The 19,396-nt window shown below is 63.9% G+C and carries 18 protein-coding genes and 1 tRNA gene; 9 read left to right on the top strand and 10 right to left on the bottom strand.

The window, feature by feature from the left end:
- Position 1 precedes the first annotated feature (1 nt).
- From DWF00_RS29365 to DWF00_RS29790, 6 genes are all read left to right on the top strand, one after another.
- Complete coding sequence (locus DWF00_RS29365) at positions 2-1,165, top strand: hypothetical protein (RefSeq protein ID WP_181832813.1); 1,164 nt, start codon at positions 2-4, stop codon at positions 1,163-1,165.
- Positions 1,153-2,319, top strand: coding sequence for a DNA methyltransferase (locus DWF00_RS07520; protein WP_181832812.1), 1,167 nt, complete (start codon positions 1,153-1,155; stop codon positions 2,317-2,319). Before DWF00_RS29365 ends, DWF00_RS07520 begins: the two co-directional genes overlap by 13 nt.
- Positions 2,316-2,837 carry an AAA family ATPase gene (locus DWF00_RS07515; RefSeq protein WP_114831515.1) on the top strand — a complete coding sequence of 174 codons (522 nt, stop codon included), beginning with the start codon at positions 2,316-2,318 and terminating at the stop codon, positions 2,835-2,837. Before DWF00_RS07520 ends, DWF00_RS07515 begins: the two co-directional genes overlap by 4 nt.
- Positions 2,819-4,075 carry a hypothetical protein gene (locus tag DWF00_RS29000; RefSeq protein WP_147284283.1) on the top strand — a complete coding sequence of 419 codons (1,257 nt, stop codon included), beginning with the start codon at positions 2,819-2,821 and terminating at the stop codon, positions 4,073-4,075. Before DWF00_RS07515 ends, DWF00_RS29000 begins: the two co-directional genes overlap by 19 nt.
- A gap of 746 nt (positions 4,076-4,821) precedes the next feature.
- Positions 4,822-5,241 (top strand): recombinase family protein, encoded by a 420-nt coding sequence (locus DWF00_RS07510; protein ID WP_114831513.1) that lies wholly within the window; start codon positions 4,822-4,824, stop codon positions 5,239-5,241.
- Between the two features lie 66 nt (positions 5,242-5,307).
- Positions 5,308-6,870: a recombinase family protein gene (locus DWF00_RS29790; protein WP_114831551.1), complete on the top strand. Its 1,563-nt coding sequence runs from the start codon at positions 5,308-5,310 to the stop codon at positions 6,868-6,870.
- On the opposite strand, the gene DWF00_RS07500 is transcribed toward DWF00_RS29790, so the two are convergent.
- The 5 genes from DWF00_RS07500 to DWF00_RS07480 all read right to left on the bottom strand — a co-directional run bounded on the left by DWF00_RS07500 (position 6,827) and on the right by DWF00_RS07480 (position 11,863).
- Positions 6,827-6,902 (bottom strand) — tRNA-Ile (locus DWF00_RS07500). The genes DWF00_RS29790 and DWF00_RS07500 overlap by 44 nt on opposite strands.
- 113 nt (positions 6,903-7,015) lie before the next feature.
- Positions 7,016-9,421: a methyl-accepting chemotaxis protein gene (locus DWF00_RS07495; RefSeq protein ID WP_114831512.1), complete on the bottom strand. Its 2,406-nt coding sequence runs from the start codon at positions 9,419-9,421 to the stop codon at positions 7,016-7,018.
- A gap of 357 nt (positions 9,422-9,778) precedes the next feature.
- Positions 9,779-11,152: a TadE/TadG family type IV pilus assembly protein gene (locus DWF00_RS07490; protein WP_114831511.1), complete on the bottom strand. Its 1,374-nt coding sequence runs from the start codon at positions 11,150-11,152 to the stop codon at positions 9,779-9,781.
- Positions 11,153-11,277: 125 nt separating this feature from the next.
- A complete protein-coding gene (locus tag DWF00_RS07485) occupies positions 11,278-11,688 on the bottom strand; it encodes an acyl-CoA thioesterase (RefSeq protein WP_114831510.1) in 411 nt (136 codons plus the stop codon).
- Positions 11,681-11,863, bottom strand: a complete 183-nt coding sequence (locus DWF00_RS07480) for a hypothetical protein (RefSeq protein WP_114831509.1) — start codon at positions 11,861-11,863, stop codon at positions 11,681-11,683. The genes DWF00_RS07485 and DWF00_RS07480 overlap by 8 nt, the downstream gene beginning before the upstream one ends.
- Before the next feature lie 191 nt (positions 11,864-12,054).
- Here DWF00_RS07480 and DWF00_RS07475 point away from each other — a divergent pair, with 191 nt between their 5' ends.
- A complete protein-coding gene (locus DWF00_RS07475; protein WP_114831508.1) occupies positions 12,055-12,474 on the top strand; it encodes a VOC family protein in 420 nt (139 codons plus the stop codon).
- A 401-nt stretch (positions 12,475-12,875) separates the two neighbouring features.
- On the top strand, positions 12,876-13,967 hold the full coding sequence (locus DWF00_RS07470; protein ID WP_114831507.1) for an SMP-30/gluconolactonase/LRE family protein: 1,092 nt from the start codon (positions 12,876-12,878) through the stop codon (positions 13,965-13,967).
- Between the two features lie 28 nt (positions 13,968-13,995).
- Here DWF00_RS07470 and DWF00_RS07465 read toward each other — a convergent pair whose 3' ends face one another.
- Positions 13,996-15,219, bottom strand: coding sequence for an MFS transporter (locus tag DWF00_RS07465; protein ID WP_114831506.1), 1,224 nt, complete (start codon positions 15,217-15,219; stop codon positions 13,996-13,998).
- Positions 15,220-15,455: 236 nt separating this feature from the next.
- Between DWF00_RS07465 and DWF00_RS07460 the strand changes: the two genes are divergently transcribed.
- Entirely contained in the window at positions 15,456-16,466 is a 1,011-nt protein-coding gene (locus DWF00_RS07460; protein WP_114831505.1) for a 2-dehydropantoate 2-reductase, read from the top strand.
- Between the two features lie 56 nt (positions 16,467-16,522).
- Here the strand turns inward: DWF00_RS07460 and DWF00_RS30095 are convergent, their stop codons facing one another.
- From DWF00_RS30095 to DWF00_RS07440, 4 genes are all read right to left on the bottom strand, one after another.
- Complete coding sequence (locus DWF00_RS30095; RefSeq protein ID WP_114831504.1) at positions 16,523-17,833, bottom strand: putative bifunctional diguanylate cyclase/phosphodiesterase; 1,311 nt, start codon at positions 17,831-17,833, stop codon at positions 16,523-16,525.
- A 113-nt stretch (positions 17,834-17,946) separates the two neighbouring features.
- Positions 17,947-18,234 (bottom strand): HlyU family transcriptional regulator, encoded by a 288-nt coding sequence (locus DWF00_RS07450; protein WP_114831503.1) that lies wholly within the window; start codon positions 18,232-18,234, stop codon positions 17,947-17,949.
- A gap of 128 nt (positions 18,235-18,362) precedes the next feature.
- Positions 18,363-18,785: a secondary thiamine-phosphate synthase enzyme YjbQ gene (locus tag DWF00_RS07445; RefSeq protein ID WP_114831502.1), complete on the bottom strand. Its 423-nt coding sequence runs from the start codon at positions 18,783-18,785 to the stop codon at positions 18,363-18,365.
- Complete coding sequence (locus tag DWF00_RS07440; protein WP_114831501.1) at positions 18,785-19,396, bottom strand: LysE family translocator; 612 nt, start codon at positions 19,394-19,396, stop codon at positions 18,785-18,787. Before DWF00_RS07440 ends, DWF00_RS07445 begins: the two co-directional genes overlap by 1 nt.

The raw sequence follows: 19,396 nt of genomic DNA, 5'->3' as shown, positions 1-19,396 counted from the left end.
CTTGTCCAACATCGACTCCATCGATATGCCGTCCATTGCGAACCTATCGCGACTTGAGCACGTTATCGGTGTCGCCCATCTCGCTGGCGAGGTGGGCTTTCGCGGGGGAATGGAGCCCTACGACTTTCTTGCCCTCCGCGCAGCTGCCCTGCTCCATGATTGGGCCATCACATCGTTCGGCCACCTCGTAGAGGAGGCCCTGCAATACGTCGGCACGCGCTTCGATCATGAAGAGCGGCTTCGCGAGATCATGACGAGCGCCGAGCCTGCTGAGGTTGGGGGCGTCGACATGCAAATTCTCGTGGGGCGGGAGACCGGCCTTCGGGGCTGGGCGAATAAGGTCGTAGGCCGGCAGCGTTCGGAGCAGCTCCTGTCCGATATCATGGAGAGCATTCGGGGGCGGGGACCGTGGGGCCGCGTGATTGCCGGTGACATCGATCTAGACAATGTCGATAACGTTTTCCGTATGGCCTACCACCTTGGGCTTGAGGTGGACCGGGGGGTACCAATCAGGATCGCCCGTGCGATCGTAGGGATCACGCCCGAACGGGGCGAGCTAGTATTCAAAGCGGAAGCGGAGTCAGACATTGGGGCCTGGCGCACGGCACGGCGCGATGTCTACGAGCACCTCATGCTAGCTGAGCGAGACTTCATCGGTAAGGTCATGATGTTGTCGGCTGCCGTCGGGGCTTACGAGGCGGGCGAATTCACCCAAACTGACTGGTCCTTCGTGGACCATCAATTCATTACGCTTCTACTCGGATCCGGTGTGAGAGAAGTGAAAGAAACGGCTGAGCGTTGGATCGCAGGCGAATTGTGGGACTGCACACCACTCCGTTGGATGGAAGGAGAGCGACCGGATTATCCAGCCCTGCGCGCATTCTCGCATGCCGTCGGCAGCGAGCTTGGACGAACCTGCTTTGCCTACGCCATCAAGGATAAGCGCGAAAGACGCCTCGCTATTACGTTCGACGATGGTTCACGCCGCGCTTACGGTGCGGACGCCCATCAATGGCTTCTCGGGATCGGCTCGCCCCGCAAAGAACCTTTCAGCTCAACCCAGGTCGAGAAAGCGTTCAACCTTGCCTCTCAGACCTTCGGCTCAAGGGTTCTCGCTCCAGCGCGCCGGGCGGGCAGCCAGGAAACCCAGGCGTGTCTGTTCTGAACGCAGCTCAACGCCTCGCCCGAATAGACTGGAACTTTCCGAACGCTGGCAACACTCGGGGCTCCGTTCACACACTCCATTGGTTCCCAGGCAACTATATCCCACAGATCCCCGCGGCTCTGATTCAGGTTCTATCTGAGCCCGGCGACCTGGTGCTGGACCCATTCGGGGGGAGCGGCACCACCGCTGTCGAGGCTTTGCGGCTCAACCGCCGCGTAATGGTAAGCGATCGCATGTCCGCGAGCGTCCTAATAACCCGCGCGAAGCTTGCACTCCTTGATGGCGCGCTCGACCGCCGCCGCCGCAGCGTGCTGCTGGCGGACCTCACCTTCGAGCAGCGCTGTCGCAGCGACCGGTTCGGCGGGAACGGGGAAGGGGCGGACCCAGAGCTCAATAACTGGTTTGCGCATGACACCCTCGCGCAGCTCCGCTTCCTTTGGCAACTGGTGGAAGCGGCCGACACACGTCCGGCTCGTCAGGTTCTGGAGGTGCTTTTCTCCGATGTGCTGTTCGATTGCGCTGCTCCCGGGTCGGCTCTCACGTCGAGCGGGCGGCGGCGACGCCACCATTGGGGCTGGGTGGCCGACAACGTGAAACCGCGCGAGTTTGCACCACACAATGCAATCGGGCTGTTCCGCCAGCGCTTGATGGCCCTCGATGAGGTTCCCGCCCGCATTGGAGAGCCAATTGGGCATGCCGCACTCGTCACCCAACAGGACGCTCGCTCGCTCGCCCTACCCGATGCGGTGGTGGATCTCGTCGTTACGTCACCTCCATATATCGGCGTAATAGACTACACGCACGCGAACCGCCTTCTCTATACTTGGATGGGATGGTCCATGCGGATCGAGCGCGAACATGAGATTGGGGCCCGTTTCCGCCGCACGCGCGTTAACGCCGTCGCTGAGTACAAGGAGAATATGCGACGCGCGAAGGACGAGATCTATCGTGTGCTGCGTCCCGGGGGGGGCTGCGCCATCGTGATAGGCGAGTCTAGGCGGTTTCCGGGCACTGCCTTAGAGATACTCTCGGACTTCGCACAACTTATGCCGATGGTGTGGGGGCCGGTGCCCCGCTTGATGTCTCGCAGGCGGGTATCGGATCGCGCGTCTAGCGATCCCGTCGAGTACGTTTGCGTGTTCCGCAAGCCATGATTGTTTGCTTGTTCGGCCCTTCCTGCGTTGGCAAGACTACGCTCGCACAGCGGGCAGCCGTCGCCTTGGGACTACCTCTTCGCTCCTGCGGTGAGGCCGTGCGCGCCGCAGCCACAGCGCACGGCCTCACAATCAATGATCTGCCCGATGAACAACACCGCGAGGTCGACGCCGGAACGGTGGTCTGGGCGATGGGAAATAAGTCCTGCATCGTAGAGGGTCGCTACCTTGATAGAGTGTTCGCGGACTCGCGCACGCCGGTCACCCTCATTTTAATAAGAGCCTCAGACGCCTGCCGGGTCTCGCGCGCAAAGGGCCGAAGCGGAAACACAACCTTCTCTGCCGACGATTTACGGCGCTTGGATGATGAAGACAACGCGTTCCGCGAACGTTTGTTTGGAGACCGCGTCGCCGCTATGCCGTGGCAGGTGCTTGATACTTCCGGTCTGACGGTGGATGAGTGCGCGCGACAATTGCGTGAACTGATCGAGCTGGCCCTTTGCCAACCACCCGGCTAAGTCGACTTCATCCCTATCCGGCAATGGTCGCGGACGAACTCGCCCTCGATCTAGCACGTCGCCATGTCTCAATTGGCGCCAAGGTCCTCGATCCGTTTTGTGGTTCGGGGCGCCTTCTGGCCGCTGCGGACCATGCAGCTGTTCGAGCTGGCATCGACACCAATCCCCTGGCCTGGCTTCTGACCAGTACCAAGCTATCCAACGCAAGCGCCACAGTGGTGAGGGACTTGGCTGGGCGTCTCCAACAAGCTCAGAAAACGGTCGCGGCGGGAGCCTCTTTTAAGCATCTGGAGGACCGGCAAGTCGACTGGTTCTCCCCTTCCGTGATCTTTGAACTCGGCCGTATTGTGGGTTGGATCAATAGCTTGGGACTGGGAGAGTCGGAGCGCTGGATCATCGCCTCAGCGCTGAGCGCCACAGTGCGGGAGGTTTCATTCGCTCGCCAGAGCGGTTGGAAGCTTCACCGCAGAGCTGCGTCAGAGCGAGAAGCGCTTTCTGTCTGCCCGTGGCAACGGCTTCAGCGCCGGCTCTCCTATTGTGCTACCGAACTACGCCGGGTGGGCGAAATTTCCGGAGAGCGCCTTGTAGCGCTAGGACCTATCAGTGCCCTCAACGACCTTCAGCATCCAGTTCGCTCTCAAGGGCCGTACGACGTTGTTCTCACCTCTCCGCCCTATGGCGACTCGCGAACCACTGTTCAGTACGGAGCAGCCTCAGCCCTTTGCCTTGCTGTGGTCTGCGCCATTGATGGCTTAGGCCATCTCGTCAAGACTGGAGGCGAGATCGACGCGCAATGTCTGGGTGGGGCTGTTTCCATCGAGCCGCCGCGCAGCATCGAGATTCGGAAGTATTGGGCAGGAGCCGGTGACAGCAAGCTCGCAAGAGGCGTGACGCGCTTTCTTTCCGATTATGAAGCCGCCTGCGAAACCATCGCCGCCAACGTCAGGCCTGGCGGAACCGCCGTGCTCGTGGTGGGACGACGTTCGACAGGTGGGTACCGCGTGAAGCTGGACGAATTTACTGTAGATTGCCTTGGAAAGTTTGGATTTGGGCTCGAAAGTCGCCAAGCTAGGGATCTCCAACAAAAGCGGGTTCCCCGCACGATTAACCGCTTCGGACGCTCCGTCTCGCCCGAAATCCGCGAGCGCGGAAAGGTGGTCACGATGGCGAGCGAGATCATTTTAGTTTTGCGCAGACAAAACCTAGACGCGACACAATTGCGACCGATATCCGGTTGAATCGAATCGCCTAGAAGGAATTCAACTTTAGATGGTTTGGAGAAATATCACACTTGCTGACATTAATCGATATTACACCTAGAATTACTAGCCGATCTGCCGACCGTGTCGCGTTTCTATTTTTACCATTGTGCAGTAGGGGCCGACCTAGAATGATATACTTCACGAATGACCGAAATAGGCATTGACAGAAAGATCAAATTATAGGATATTATTCCTCGTCATTAGCCAACCTGTGCCTGCGATATTTTCCATATCTTACCTTGCGAACCAACGGCATGGTTGCCATGTCGTAGGGTAATCTTCGAAAATTTGGCCTGTATCTGTGCATCTCATTTGAGACTGCAGCGGCGTAATGTCGCCGTGCTCGATCGCGCCAAGCGCAGTGGTCGCCGTTTTCCCTTCAACCTCTGACCAATCCACACGCCCGCCCCGAAGCGGGCGTTAGGACGCGTGTGGCTAAAATGCTCCCAGACATCGACCGATACCGTCATCACCTCGATGACTTCGCACTCAGCGAAAGCCAGAAAGCCGAACTCGTCCGCACGGTTTGGTCGATCATGGAGAGCTTCGTCGACAGAGCTTTCTGCGACCATCCGGCTCAATTGGTGATACCGCCGAGGCAGGAATTTCCAATCCGCCCCGAAAAAGCGGTACAATCGATTAGGCTCAGCGACCGATTCACGGCGCAGGCCGACCACCCACACGAACCGAAGGAACCCAGCTCGAAAGGAGACTGACCAACCATGCGCCCCGAGACCAACATCCCCGCTGTCATCTATTGCCGCGTCGCCAACACAACCATCTCAAACAAGGGCGACGCTCTTGTCTATCAGGAGGCGCGCTGCCGGGAATATGCCGCCCGGAAGGGGTATGCGGTTGCGGAGGTTTTCCGTGATGCGGGTGTCTCCGGCACTGCGGTCGATCGGCCGGGCATGCGGGCCATGCTCGTTTTTCTGAAGGAGCACGGGCCCCAGAACGAGCATGTCGTTGTGATCGACGATACGAACCGTCTGGCGCGTGGTCTTGAAACGTACGTTCGCCTCCGAACCGAGATCGCCGCCGCCGGCGGGAAGCTCGAATCTCCCTCGATCGAATTGAGGGACGCCCCCGAGAGCCGCCTCGTCGAAAGCGTGCTGGCCAGCACCTCATTATTCCTGCGTTGAGTGAAGGCCAACCAAGTAGAACACCCCTTATCAACCGAAACCGACACGAAAGGAGACTGACCGCGCATGCCTGCCAAGACCGAAATCCCCGCCATTATCTACTGCCGTGTCTCCAGCGCCGCGCAGGTGAAAAAGGGCGACGGCTTGGCCTCACAGGAGACCCGTTGCCGGGAGTATGCCGCTCTCAAGGGCTATGTTGTCGCGGAGGTATTTCGCGACGAGGCCGTCTCCGGCGGAATGATCGATCGGCCGGGCATGCAGGCGATGCTCTCTTTCCTGAAGAAGCACCGAAGACGGGAGGAGCATGTCGTCATCATCGACGACATTAGCCGCCTGGCGCGCGGGCTCGAAGCTCATATCCGCCTTCGCACTGAGATCGGCGCGGCGGGTGGAAAGCTTGAATCACCCTCAATCGAGTTTGGCGACGATTCCGACAGCCGCCTCGTCGAAAACCTGCTCGCCAGCGTCTCGCAGCATCAGCGCCAGAAAAACGCCGAGCAGGTGGTCAACCGCATGCGAGCGCGCCTCATGAACGGCTACTGGGTCTTTCGTGCTCCCATCGGCTATCGCTATGATCGCGTTGCCGGTCACGGCAAGCTGCTTGTTCGTTCGGAGCCGAACGCAACAGCTGTCCAGCAAGCCTTCGAAGGCTTCGCCTCGGGTCGATTCGAGACCCTGATGGAGATCAAGCGCTTCCTCGAAACGCTTCCCGCCTTCCCGCGCTACCGAAACGGCGAGGTCCATATTCAGCATGTGAAGGACATGCTCTGCCGCCCGGTCTATGCGGGCTATCTCGATGCGCCCGAGTGGCGCATCACGCTCGCTCAAGGCAAGCACGAACCCCTCATCTCGTTCGAGACTTGGCAGAAGGTCCAGGACCGGTTCAAAGTCGGTGCCAAGGCTCCCATCCGCAAGGACATCCATGCGGACTTCCCCTTGCGTGGCTTCGTCACCTGCGGCTGCTGCGAAGCGCCTATGACGGCCGCATGGTCAAAGGGGAGGAGTGCCCTCTACGCCTATTATTTCTGCAACACGAAGGCCTGCCCTTCGTTCAGAAAATCGATCCGCAAGGATCGGATCGAAGGCGACTTCGAACAGGTCCTCCAGAGCCTCAGGCCGACGCAGGGCCTCTTCTTCATGGCCAGGGATATGCTGCGCGATCTCTGGGAGGATCGAAGCCGTACGGGCCAGCAGCAGCTCCAAGCGATTCGCGCCGAATTGAAAACGATCGAACGCAAGACCGAGCAGATCATGGAACGGATTTTGGCTAGCGACAGCCACGCGCTGATCACGGCGTATGAGGATCAGGTTCGCAAGCTGCACGAGCGGAATGCCGCGCTCGCCGAGAAAGAGAAGACTTGCGGGCGTCCGCTGGCGAATTTCGACGAGACGTTTCGAACCGCTTTCGATTTCCTCGCAAACCCTTGGAAATTATGGCTTTCCGGGCAGATCGAGGACCAGAGAATGGTCCTTCGCCTCGCCTTCGCGGGGCGCATCGCCTACCTGCCAAACGAGGGGTTTCGAACCGCCGATCTCGCCTTGCCATTCAAGGCTTTAGCGAGCCTGCGGGATGGGAAAAAAGATTTGGTGGGCCGGGCCGGACTCGAACCGGCACCGGCGCTGTTATGAGCAGCGAGCTCTAACCATTGAGCTACCGGCCCGCTCCTCGCGTAACATCGCCGCCACTCGGCAGGCAAGGCCCGATCTCAAAAGCAGGAGACCCCGCAGCCGAAGCAGCGGGGTCTCCTTGGTCCATCAGTGCCGAAGGCCGGGCTCAGGCAGCGCGCGCCATGCCCCTGGCGTGCTCGGCGACATGCCCCTCGCGGAACTGGAAGCGGCCGATATGCTCGGTGAGCGCGCGGGTCTGCTCGTCGGTCAGCGCCAGCGCCGCATTGGTCTCCTCGACCAGCGCCGCGTTTTGATGCGCCATCGTGCCGATGCCGTCGATCTCGTTGTTGATGGTCGAGACGTCGCTGGCCTGGCTGCGCGCGGTCTGCGAGATGCCGTTCATCAGCCCGGTGAGGTCGTTGACCGAGGAGACGATGCTCTCGAACATCGACGAGGTCTCCTCGACCAACCCGACGCCAACCGCGACATCGCCATGGGCGGCCTCGACCAGCTTCTTGACGTCGTTGGAGGCGTCGGCCGAGCGCTTGGCCAGGCTGCGCACCTCGGCGGCGACCACCGCGAAGCCGCGGCCGCTATCGCCGGCGCGCGCCGCCTCCACCGCCGCGTTGAGCGCCAGCAGGTTGGTCTGGAAGGCGATCTCGTCGATCATCGCGATGACCTCGGAGATCTTGTTCGAGGAGGCGCGGATGCGGTGCATCGCGTCGAGGGCGGAGGCGACGACCTTCTCGCCCTGCTGGGCGCGCTGCTCGGCGCTCTCGGCCATACCCATCGCCTGGGCGGCTTCCGAGGCGGTCTTCTTCACCGTGCCGGCGAAGGCGCCGAGCTGGTTCGTCGCCATCGAGACGGCGTTGCTCTCTTCCGTGGTGCGCTCGGCCAGGTCGGTGACGCCGTCGAGGATCTCGCTCGTGGCGCTGCGCACGGCCGCAACCGTGTCGGACAGCCGCGCCAGCGTGCTCTCGAACTCTTCGGCGAGGCCGTTGGTGCCGTCCTTGAGCTCGGCGAAGGCGCCCTGGTAGAGCCCGGCGACACGGGCCGAGAGATGGCCGGCCGAAAGCTCGGCCAGGACGTCGCAGGTCTCGCTGAGGCCGCCCTGCATCGTCTCCAGCAGGGAGTTGACGGATTCGGCCAGCGCGTTCAGCTCGGGATCGGTGAAGGTCGCCGAGACGCGCCGGCTGAAATCGCCGGCAGCCGCAGCCGCCACGACCTCGCCGAAGGCGACGCCGAGCTCCTGCATCATCTCGCGTCGGTGCTGCAGCGCCAGCGCGTCGTCCTCGACCTTCTGGGCCTCGGCCTTGCGCAGGGCGACAGCATTGTCGCGGAAGAGCAGGACGCTCTTCGAGATGTCGGAGATCTCGTCATTACCCTTGGTGTCGACGACGGTCTCGAGCTGGCCGTCGGCGATGGCGCGCGTCGCGGACCAGAGCCGGTTCAGGCGCCCGACGATCATCGGCCGGACATAGGCGAGAGCCAGCGCCAGCGCGACGAGCAGCGAGCCGACGCCGAGGCCGCCGAGCCAGAGCTTGCTCTGTTCGATCAGCGCGGTCGTCGACTTGCTCGCCTCCACCGCCTCGCCGCGCGCGGTCTTGACGAGGCCTTCGACCTCCTTGCGCACCACCTCGGCGGCGAGGTTGAGCTCCTTCAGGCCGACCGCGATGGATTCGCGGGTGATGATGTCGCGGTCGCGGACGTCGAGCAGGCCGCTGGCGCCCTCGCCCACCGTGATGATGGTCTCGACCGAGCGGCCGCGCGAGCCGTTCGGGCTGAGCTTCTCGGCTTCGACCACGCTCTTGCGGGCGCGCTGCGCCAGCTGCTGGAAGCGGTCGCGCGCCATGCCGAGCTGGGTGCTGTCATCGGTCTGCGCGATCTCGCGCAGCAGGCCGACCAGTTCGTTGATATCGGCCTGGAGGCTGCGGGCGAGATCGAAGCTGACGAGGTTCTTCTCGATGATGGTCTCGAGCGCGGTCTCCAGCTCGTTGCCGTCGAGGCCCTTGATGCCTTCGAGCCCGAGCAGCAGGTCGGACTTCGCCGCGTCGGCCTCGGTGGCGATGGCGCGGATGAACTCCTCCTTGGCGCTGTCGAGCAGCGCCAGCGCGCTCGCCGCCTCCGAGGCGTTGCGCAGCCGCTGGCCGGTCAGCTCGTTGAGCGCGCCGATCTGGCGCGACAACTCGTCGATCGCCATATGGGCCTTCTTCTTGTCGACATTGCTGTCGGCGATCTGGCGCAGCAGCTCGAACTGGCGGCTCTCGACCTTGTCGAGCTCGGTCGTCAGGTTGGAGCGTTCGCGCGCGGTGCGGATCTCGCCGAACTGGCCGGCGATCGCGGTCGACTTGGTCGCGGCCTGCGACAGCTCCAGCGCCCGCTCGACGACGGGCATCTTGACCTCGACGAGCTGGTCGACCGTCTCGTCGACGCGGCCATAGGAGAGCCAGGCAATGCCGGAGGCCGCGATGGTCAGCAGCGTCAGCAATCCCAGCGCGGCATAGATGCGCGCGGCGATACCGATGCGCAGCGGCGTCCGCTCGCGCGCTGGCTTCTTGACCTTCTTCATCATCAGTCTCCGGTATGCATCGCCGCAGGCAAGAGGTTCAGGCCGAGACGGCCGCGAATGTCGGACAGCCCCGGCGATGACGGGGTGCCATCGCCGCAGCCGCAGAGTGTGCGGAGGCCGGAATAGGTTCGCCTGGGCAAGCGGGATCACGCCGGAAATGAGCCGGCCGCCGGGTTCCCGATAGACGGGCAGGAAATCGGTCCCCCAGACCTTTGATCAGCTTCGCGGGCTTAGAGCCTCTTGACCTAAAGGAATGCCGGATCGCGCTTAAAAAACGCTTAAGTGAGCGCACTATTCTGAATCGCCTGCGTGGGAGGGCGATTCAGGGGTCTTTAATGAGTGTGGTAAGAATGAGTCGGCCTATTTCGAGATGCGCAGGGAGTTGATGTCCTGGCCGATGGCGCGGAATGCGTCCTTGAGAGACGAGCCGCTCGATGGAAAATAGACATGCTTCGAGCTGGTGGCGCACTTCGTCAGCATTGCATTGGCTTGAGCATCGGAACCAACACCTAGGCCGACCGTATAAACAATCACGCCGGCAGCTTTCATGCTGGTGCAAAGCTTGTCGGCCTGGCTGAAAGAACTTCCATTCACAGCAACGTGGTTGATTTTCGTCGAGCCACTGCCAGAACCAGCATCGCTTGCGATAACACCGTTGTAGTAAGGCGTATTGAATGCACCGTCCGTCATCATGACGACCACCTTAATTAACTCTCGTGTTCCATAGGCAGCAGGCTTACTTTCACCCGACCACAGGGAGGCAAAATTCGGCGAAACCATATACCAGGCCCAGGCCAACCCGATATGACCCGCAGTCGATCCTTGGGCGACGAAGTTACCAACCGTGTTTTTCAGCGTGGTACGATTGCTAGACAACGGCACAATCGTGCTCGAAAGACATGGATTACCTTCAGTAGCTGGAGCGGGATAGTTCATTCCCAGCGGAGCTGTACCAGGGGCCGTATCTGTATACGCATCAGCCCCGGATCGCTCGGTTACGCAAGTGCTCACATTTAACGTAACCGGAACGGGTTTATTTTTGTTATCTCGAGCTGTGCTGTCGAATGTATATCTCTCGCAGCCATAGGTTGTACAATTCTTCTTCGGAGTACCGCGTATTTGGTTGGCATATGTACCAACATTTACAGCCATCGAATAAGGAACGAGAGCGACTTTAGAATAATAAGGAGTTTGCTGGTCTTTTACCACGAGATCGATCAGGTCTTTAGCAGCAGCTTTCAGGTCAGTAAGGTCCTGCCCCTCCATCGACTTCGTGATGTCGAGCGCGAGCCCGACTTCGATGTTATTCGAAGACCGCGTCACCTCCGCGCTCGCAGCCACCGGGACCTGCGACGTGCCCAGCAGGCCTGCGATCGTCACCGGCACCGTCGCCGCGGCGGTGGCGACGACGCGTTGGTCCTGGGTCATCGTGAAGGTGTAGGACGTCGCGGTGCCGTGCTTCAGGTTCGCCTCGTTGGCCTTCATCATCCGCTCGCCCATGGCCTGGACGTCGGCCGGCGTCGTCGCCGTCGAGCGGGCGATGTAGAGCGCGGCCGCGTCGAGATTGGTCTGCAGCGCGAGCTGGGTGGTCGAGGCGCGCGTGTAGTCGATCAGCCCGAGCATGAACGCGAGCAGCACCGGCAGCAGCAGCGCAAACAGCAGCGCGACGACGCCGTCGCGGCGGCGGGCGAAGTCCGCGACCAGGGCGCGGACACGGTTGAGGCAAGCTGACATGGCGATGGGTTCCAGGGCGATGCCTCAGTAAACCATCCCGACGCATAACTTACGTTAATGGAACCCGCCGACTTCAAAGAGCAGTGAAGATTCCATTATCGCGATCACAGACTCCGCCGCCCCGCTCAAGCCCCCGGCAAAGGCGGCACGGGACGCGGCTTGCCCTCCTCGTCGATCGCCACGAAGGTGAAGGTCGCGTCGGTGACCTTCTCGTGCAGCGTCGTGCGGAAGCGCCGGGCCCAGGCCTCGACATGGATCTTCATCGAGGTCCGGCCGATCGCCTCGATCTGGGTGTAGACGCTGAGCACGTCGCCGACCTTGACCGGGCGGATGAAGGTCATGGCCTCGACCGCGATCGTGACCACCCGCCCCTGCGCCCGGTCGACCCCGGCGATGCCGCCGGCCGAATCCATCCGCGACATCACCCAGCCGCCGAAGATGTCGCCATTGGCGTTGGTGTCGGCAGGCATGGCGATGGTGCGCACCGTCAGGTCCCCGCGCGGTTCCTCGTCAGGCTGCAGGCCGGGCTCAGTCATCGTCGTCCTTTCCCTTTTCGACACGGAACGAGTGGAGCACGCGATGCAGCACCGGCGCCAGCACGAAGCCGGTGGCGATCACCACGAACAGCCCGGAGATGCCGGAGAGGATCGTCGCGGCGTTGACGAAGGCGTCGGCCGCGCTCACGCCCTCGGTCACGGCATAGCCCATCATGCCGATGCAGAGCCCGAGGGATCGTCAGGCCGAGCCAGAGCAGGATCGCCCGCCCCATCCGCAGCGCGAAGTGCCGGGCCGGGATCACCTGTTGCCTGTGATGCTCGAACTGCGTCAGCCGCATCAGTTTCCTCTTTGCGCTTGCATCCGACAGGCGGCAGATTGCGTCAAGCCGACTGGAGGAAGAGGCCATGACCAAGCCCGCCATGATCTGCGTCTCGCTGCGCTATGCCGACGCACCGCGCATGTACGATTGGCTGATCGAGGCCTTCGGCTTCGAGAAGCACGCCGCCTATTACTCGGAAGACCGCAAGACCCTGCTCCATGGCGAGCTGCGCATGGGCGAGAGCTTCATCATGCTCGGCTCGGCCGAGAACAACGAATTCGGCAAGCTGGTCTCGCGCCCGGCCGAGCTCGGCGGCACCACGGCCTCGCCCTATATCGCCACCGACGAGATCGACGCCCGCTGCGAGCGGGCCCGCAAGGCCGGCGCCGAGATCTGCATGGAGCCGACCGACCAGCCCTATGGCAGCCGTGACTTCATCTGCAAGGACCCGGAAGGCCATGTCTGGTGCTTCGGCACCTACCGGCCGGGCGATGCGCCGGCCTGATCACATCTGCGGCGTTCGCACGCTCAGCCCTCATCCTGAGGAGCCTCACCTAATATCGAGCCCTCATCCTGAGGAGCCGTGAAGCGGCGTCTCGAAGGATGTTCCAGACGCTTCTGGAGCCTCCCGGAGCATCCTTCGAGACGCGGACTTCGTCCACTCCACAGGATGAGGACTGAGCGCCGCAAGCCGGGAGGCGCTTCGCTCCAGATGCACCGCCAACGGAATGCACAGGTCCGCGGCGCATCCATTTCCATCAACTGAAATTTCAGATTTCAAATCTGAAATCATGTGCTATGTCAGCGGCTAGGCGCCCGCCCTTGCCCAACGGCAAGCGCGTCGGCGCCGGAGGAAGTCGCGCCTCGCAATCCGACACAACCAAAACAAATGCTGGAGGGAACAACGTGGAAACGTCTCGTCGCCATCTGCTCGCGGGCGGCCTTGCCGCCGTCGCCGGCTCCGCCCTGTCGAAATCGGCCTTCGCCCAGGCCTTCCCCTTCAAGCCGAACCAGCGCTACCCCGACCCGGCGGTGGAGATCCTCGATCCCAGCTTCGCGAAGTACCGGATCTATTCGAGCACGGTGGAGCAGCTCGCGACCGGGATGCGCTGGGCGGAAGGGCCGGTCTATTTCCCCGAGGGGCGTTATCTCCTGCTCAGCGACATCCCGAACAACCGCATCATGAAGTATGACGAGGTCAAGAACAGCTTCAGCGTCTTCCGCGAGAACGCCAACTTCGCCAACGGCAACGCCCGGGACCGGCAGGGCCGGCTGATCAGCTGCGAGCATTCGGTGACGCGCCGGGTCACCCGCACCGAGAAGAACGGCAAGATCACGGTGCTCGCCGACAGCTACGAGGGTAAGCGCCTGAACGCGCCCAACGACGTGGTGGTCAGGTCCGACGACACGATCTGGTTCACCGATCCGCTCTTCGGCATCAGCGGCGAGTGGGAAGGGTCGCGCGGCAAGCCGGAGCAGGCTACGACCAACGTCTATCGGCTCAGTGCCGACGGCAAGCTCGCCGCCGTGATCACCGATCTGGTCAATCCCAACGGCCTGGCCTTCTCGCCCGACGAGAAGAAGCTCTACGTGGTCGAGTGGCGCGGCACGCCGAACCGCAGCATCTGGAGCTACGACATCGACGCTGCCGGCAAGGCGTCGAACAAGGTGAAGGTGGTCGACGCCGCCGATTTCGGCGCGCTCGACGGCTTCCGGGTCGATCGCGACGGCAACCTCTGGTGCGGCTACGGCAGCAACGGCGCCCTCGACGCCGAGCCTGCGGAGGCAGGGCGGCGCAAGGTCTTCGGCCTCAGGGGCAAGTCGGAGGACCTCGACGGCGTCATGGTGTTCAGCCCCGCCGGCAAGCCGCTCGCCTTCATCCGCCTGCCGGAGCGCTGCGCCAACCTGTGCTTCGGCGGGCCGAAGGGAAACCGGCTGTACATGGCGAGCTCGCACTCGCTCTACGCGCTCTATGTCGAGGCGCACGGGGCGGTGTGATCGCCTCCTATCGACGCAGCCTGCCTGGTCAGGCCGGCTGCGCCCTCGTCCGCACCCGCAGCATCAGCCAGCAGACGATGCTCAGGTTGACGAGGTTCCAGGCCAGCCCGTTGAGGAAGGCCATGCGGTAGGACGCGAACAGGTCGAAGATCAGCCCGGAGATGTAGCCACCGAAGGCCATGCCCAGGATGGTGGCGGACATGACGAGGCCGATGCGCATGCCGGCCTCCTTGGGCGGCAGGTATTCGCGGATGATGATCGCGTACATCGGCACGATGCCGCCCTGGAACAGGCCGAAGATGCCGGTGACGACGTAGAGCGAGGTCAGCCCGTCGAACCAGAGGTAGAGGAACAGCGCCAGCCCCTGCATCACCGAGCCGATCACCAGCGTCGCGGCTCCGCCGATCCGGTCGGCGACGAAGCCGGAGCCGACGCGGCTGATGATGCCTAAACCCAGCATCAGCGAAAGCATCTCGGCGCCACGCGCGACGCCGTAGCCGAGGTCGCCGCAATAGGCGACGATATGGACCTGCGGCATCGCCATGGCGACGCAGCAGCAGAAGCCCGCCACCGCCAACAGGAGCTGGAGCTGATTGGCCGTGAGGCCGAGATCGCCGCGCGCGCCGGCGCTCGACGCTTCCGCCGCGGCGATGGTCGCAGCGGCCGGGCGGCGGCGGAAGAACGGCGCCAGCGGCAGCATGATGACGAGTGCCGCAATGCCGATGCCGATATGGGTCGCGCGCCAGCCATGCGCCTGCACGCCCCAGGTGATGACCTGCGGCCAGATCATGCCGGCGAGATAGCTGCCCGACGCACCGAAGACGACGGCGAGCCCGCGGTGCCGGCGGAACCAGTGCGACAGGTCGGCGATCAGCGGCGCAAAGCCGGTGCCTGCGCCGATGCCGATCAGGAGCCCATGCACCAGCGCGAATTGCCAGAGGCTGTGTGAGAACCCGGCCAGGATGTAGCCGGCGCCGAGCAGCACCGCGCCGACCACGATGGGCACCACGATGCCATAGCGGTCGGCGACCCGGCCCATCGCGATATTGCCGAAGCCGAAGCCGAGCATGGCGCAGGTATAGGGCAGCGAGGCCCCTGCCCTCAGCGTGCCGAACTCCGTCTGGACCGAAGGCAGCACGACGACGACCGACCAGGTGCCGACGCAGGCGACGGTGCCGACCAGCAGCGACACGGCCAGCCGCAGCCAGGCATAGGTGGAATCGGGCCGATAGCGCTGCTCTTCGGTCGACATGTTTCCTCGACGGCCGTCTCGGTGGAACGGCTTTCTTGCTGCCCGATGATTAGGCAGCCCACGGAGGCGCGGCAAGCGCACTGGCGACAGTGCCCCACGGCGCGGATGATGGAAGAACCCGTCGCCATGCTCGGGCTTGACCCGAGCATCTCATGAAGGAAGCTTCTTTCTGCATGAGGTTCCCGGCTCTTCGCTGTGCTCCGGCCGGGAATGACGCGCATCGTCCGGGGACCGACATGGCCAGGATCTGCATCTACGGCGCCGGTTCGATCGGCTGCTATATCGGCGGCCGGCTGCTGGCCTCGGGCAGTGGGGTCGCCTTCGTCGGGCGCCCGCGCATCGGCGACGAGCTGAGCGAACGCGGCCTCACGATCTCCGACTATCGCGGCGGCCATTGGCAGCTCCCGCCATCCGCCATCGCATTCTCGTCCGATCCCGCGACGGCGGCCGCGGCCGACCTCGTGCTGGTCACGGTGAAATCCGCCGGCACCGCTGCAGCTGCGGCCGAACTGGCGGCTGCGCTGCGGCCGGGCGCGGTCGTGATCAGCTTCCAGAACGGGTTGGGCAATGCCGAAATCCTGCGTGCCGCGCTCGCGCGGCAGACCGTGCTGGAGGGCATGGTGCCCTTCAACGTGGTGAGGCGCGGCCCCGGCGCCTTCCACCAGGCCTCGGAGGGCAAGCTCGAGGTCCGGGCCTCCTTCGACCTGGAGCCCTTCCTCGCCAATTTCGACAAGGCCGGCCTGCCGCTCGTCCGCCATCTCGACATGCTGCCGGTGCAATGGGCGAAGCTGCTGTTCAACCTCAACAACGCCATCAACGCCCTGGCGAACCAGCCGCTGAAGGAAGAGCTGTCGCAGCTTGCCTATCGCCGCTGCCTGGCGCTGGCGCAATCCGAGGCGCTCGCCCTGCTGAAGCAAGCCGGCATCAAGCCGGCGCGGCTGACGCCCCTGCCCGCCGCCTGGATTCCGCCTGTCCTGCGGCTGCCCGATGCCCTGTTCGCGCTACTGGGTGGCAAGATGCTTGCGATCGACCCACTCGCGCGCTCATCCATGTCGGACGACCTTGCCGCGAAGCGCGCGACCGAAGTGGACTGGATCAACGGCGAGGTGCTGCGCCTGGCCGAGCGGCTGGGGCGAAGCGCGCCGGTGAACGCGCGCCTGCGCACGCTGGTTCACGCGGCTGAGGCGAGCGATGCCCGTCCGTCATGGACTGGGGAAGCCTTGCTGGCGGAGTTGCAGGCGGCTTGAATCTCCACGGAGAAGCGCCGCCTTGCGGGCTCCTCACGATGAAGCTCAGGAGCTATTCAACCACCCGTCAGATGCGCATAGGCCGACGCATCGAGCGGCCGGCCGAGCAGGTAGCCCTGCGCCAGGTCGCAGCCTTCGCAGATCAGGAAGTCGAACTGCTCCGGCGTCTCGACGCCCTCGGCCACCACCTCGATGCCGAGTGCATGGCCGAGCTGGATCACCGCCCGCGTGATCGCCGCAGCCTCCAGCGTGACGCCGAGCGTCGCGACGAAGCTGCGGTCGATCTTCAGCGTCGTCAGCGGGAAGCGGTGGAGGTAGGAGAGCGAGGAATAGCCGGTGCCGAAATCGTCGAGCGCGATGCGCACGCCGAGCGCCCGCAGCCGCGACAGCGTCGCCATAGCGCGCACCGCATCGGTCACCATCACGCCCTCGGTGATCTCGAGCTCGAGCCGCTCGGGGTCGAGCCCGGTCTCGCCCAGCACGGCCTCGACCAGCCCCGGCAACTCATCCGACTCGAATTCGAGCGGCGACAGGTTGACGGCAATCCTGAGCGGCTTTTTCCAGCCTGCAGCCTCGCGGCAGGCGCTGCGCAGGACATGGGCGCCGAGCGCAGCGATGAGCCCGCCCTCCTCCGCCGCCGGGATGAAGGTCGCGGGCGAGATGACCCCGCGCACCGGATCGCGCCAGCGCGCCAGCGCCTCGAAGCCGACGACCTCGCCATTCGCCCGGAACTGCGGCTGGTATTGCAGCAGGATCGCGCCGGTCTCGATCGCCTCGCGCAGATGCCGGCGGAAGGCCAGGCGCTCGCCATCGGCCCCCGCCTCGGCAGGATCGGCGATCCGGACATCGCCGCGCTCGCCGAGATCGAGCAGCAGGTTGAAGCCACCGACGAGCCGGCCCTGGCCATCGAAGAGCGGCGTCGGATTGTGCAGGCAGCGGATGCGGCTGCCATCCGGCCGCTCGGCCAGAAGCTCGACGCCGCGCAGCGCGCGGCCTTCGCGCAGCGCCTGCGCCATCGGGCTGTCCGCGGGCGCCAGCGGCTCGCCGGCCTTGCCCAGCAGGCGCTGCGTCACGCACCAGAGATCGGCGCCGAGCCGCGGCTCGCGCCCGGCAAGGGTGGCCGCCGCCCGGTTGAAATAGCGGATCCGGCCCTGCGCATCCGTGACGTAGACCGCGGCTGGAAGCTGGTCGAGAATGCCGGCGAGCCAGGCATCGTCGACGGCGCGCGCAGCCTCGACAGGTCTGGCGAGCAGCGCCGGAAGCGCAAAGCCATTCTCCACCAGCGCCGAGAGCCCTGGGGCGAGAGGGGTAGCTCCGGACGGAAAGCCCTGTTCGGCGCTTTCTGGCCCGGCGACGGCCTGGAACATTCGGAATTCGCTCGCACTGCGTAAATTCGACACGCAATCAGAGCGCAGAGATGCCAACAAAAGCTTAAGTTAGCTGACCCAACGTCAATCAACCTTTGGTCGAAGCATCAGGCTCATTTGAACAGGCGGTCGCCCTGCTCGTCGACGAGCTGCTGGCCCTTGACCAGCGTGAAGTCGGCAGCATCATCGATGCCCGGGAAGCGATCGGCACGGACGAAGCGATGGCTCTTCGTCTCGCCGTCGATCTCCTTCTCGATCACGCCGCAAAGCTGGTACTGCCCGCCCTCCTGATAGGGCGTCGCGTGGACGGCGAAACCCTTGTGGTCGATGCTCTTGACCGGGCCGGCCGGCTTGTCGTCCGCAGCCTTGCGCCCGCCGAACAGGGATTTCAAAAACGACATGGGAATTCCTCCAGATCGCCCCTCTATAAGGCACGAATGGCGCGAGGGGGAGCCGGATCTGTTCGCCCAACACTGAGGCGAGCTTCGCATGGATAGCGCGCCCGCGAAGGGCCTCTCCTGCCTGCACCTCAGCCCAGATGCAGCACGACCTCGCGGCGATGCGGCCTGTCGCGGTGCTCGAACAGGTAGATGCCCTGCCAGGTGCCGAGCATCAGCCTCCCGTCCATCACCGGGATCGACAGCGAGACCGGCGTCAGCGCCGCCTTGATATGGGCGGGCATGTCGTCCGGCCCCTCCATGCGGTGGACGAGATAGGCCATGGCCGGATCGTCGGCCGACGGCACCAGCCGCCTGAAGAAGGCGTCGAGATCGCGCCGCACGTCGGGATCGGCGTTCTCCTGGATCAGCAGCGAGCAGGAGGTGTGGCGCACGAACAGCGTCAGCAGCGCGCTATCGGCCGGTGCCTCGCGCAGGAAGGCCTGGACGCGGTCGGTGAACTCGTAGAGGCCCTGCCCCCGCGTCTCGATGCCGATGATGCTCTGGCGCGGCATCAGCGCTCCGTCAGCGCGAGCTTCGCCCCCAGCGCCACGAAGGCAGCGGCGAAGGAGCGCCGCATCCAGGCCATCACCGCCGGCCGGCTGATCACCTTGTCGCGCATCGCCGCGGCGAACAGGCCGTAGAGCGCGAAGACGACGAAGGTCATCGCCATGAACACGCCGGAAAGCTCCAGCATGCGCAGCAGCGGGCTGGGCTCATTGGCCGTGATGAACTGCGGCAGGAAGGCGACGAAGAAGATCGAGAGCTTGGGGTTCAACACGTTGATCAGGATGCCATCGACGAGCACGCGCAGCCCCGAACGCGGATCGGCCCCGGTCTCGACCTTGAGCGCGCCCTGCTCGCGCAGCGTCTGCCAGGCCATGAAGAGCAGGTAGGCGACGCCGGCATATTTCACGATCTCATAGGCGAGTGCGCTGGCATGCAGCAGCGCCGCCAACCCCATCATCGCGGCGATGAGATGCGGCACGATGCCGAGCGTGCAGGCGAAGGCCGCGAGCAGGCTGGCCCGGCTGCCGCGCGTCAGCCCGGCGGCGATCGTGTAGATCGCGCCCGTACCGGGCGAGGCGACGATGATCAGCGATGTCAGGAGGAATTCGGGGGACAT

This window comes from Allobosea caraganae (assembly GCF_003351345.1).
Classification (GTDB): Bacteria; Pseudomonadota; Alphaproteobacteria; order Rhizobiales; family Beijerinckiaceae; genus Allobosea; species Allobosea caraganae.
The sequence above is the reverse complement of the archived record's forward strand: the minus strand, read 5'-3'. Positions and strand labels throughout refer to the sequence as shown.

Excerpts from the sequence above, each read along its gene's own strand:
- DWF00_RS07515 (WP_114831515.1), top strand. The coding sequence starts at position 2,316 with ATGATTGTTTGCTTGTTCGGCCCTTCCTGCGTTGGCAAGACTACGCTC.
- DWF00_RS07510 (WP_114831513.1), top strand. The coding sequence starts at position 4,822 with ATGCGCCCCGAGACCAACATCCCCGCTGTCATCTATTGCCGCGTCGCC.
- DWF00_RS29790 (WP_114831551.1), top strand. The coding sequence starts at position 5,308 with ATGCCTGCCAAGACCGAAATCCCCGCCATTATCTACTGCCGTGTCTCC.
- DWF00_RS07495 (WP_114831512.1), bottom strand. The coding sequence starts at position 9,421 with ATGATGAAGAAGGTCAAGAAGCCAGCGCGCGAGCGGACGCCGCTGCGC.
- DWF00_RS07490 (WP_114831511.1), bottom strand. The coding sequence starts at position 11,152 with ATGTCAGCTTGCCTCAACCGTGTCCGCGCCCTGGTCGCGGACTTCGCC.
- DWF00_RS07485 (WP_114831510.1), bottom strand. The coding sequence starts at position 11,688 with ATGACTGAGCCCGGCCTGCAGCCTGACGAGGAACCGCGCGGGGACCTG.
- DWF00_RS07480 (WP_114831509.1), bottom strand. The coding sequence starts at position 11,863 with ATGATGGGCTATGCCGTGACCGAGGGCGTGAGCGCGGCCGACGCCTTC.
- DWF00_RS07475 (WP_114831508.1), top strand. The coding sequence starts at position 12,055 with ATGACCAAGCCCGCCATGATCTGCGTCTCGCTGCGCTATGCCGACGCA.
- DWF00_RS07465 (WP_114831506.1), bottom strand. The coding sequence starts at position 15,219 with ATGTCGACCGAAGAGCAGCGCTATCGGCCCGATTCCACCTATGCCTGG.
- DWF00_RS07460 (WP_114831505.1), top strand. The coding sequence starts at position 15,456 with ATGGCCAGGATCTGCATCTACGGCGCCGGTTCGATCGGCTGCTATATC.
- DWF00_RS30095 (WP_114831504.1), bottom strand. The coding sequence starts at position 17,833 with ATGTTCCAGGCCGTCGCCGGGCCAGAAAGCGCCGAACAGGGCTTTCCG.
- DWF00_RS07450 (WP_114831503.1), bottom strand. The coding sequence starts at position 18,234 with ATGTCGTTTTTGAAATCCCTGTTCGGCGGGCGCAAGGCTGCGGACGAC.
- DWF00_RS07445 (WP_114831502.1), bottom strand. The coding sequence starts at position 18,785 with ATGCCGCGCCAGAGCATCATCGGCATCGAGACGCGGGGGCAGGGCCTC.
- DWF00_RS07440 (WP_114831501.1), bottom strand. The coding sequence starts at position 19,396 with ATGTCCCCCGAATTCCTCCTGACATCGCTGATCATCGTCGCCTCGCCC.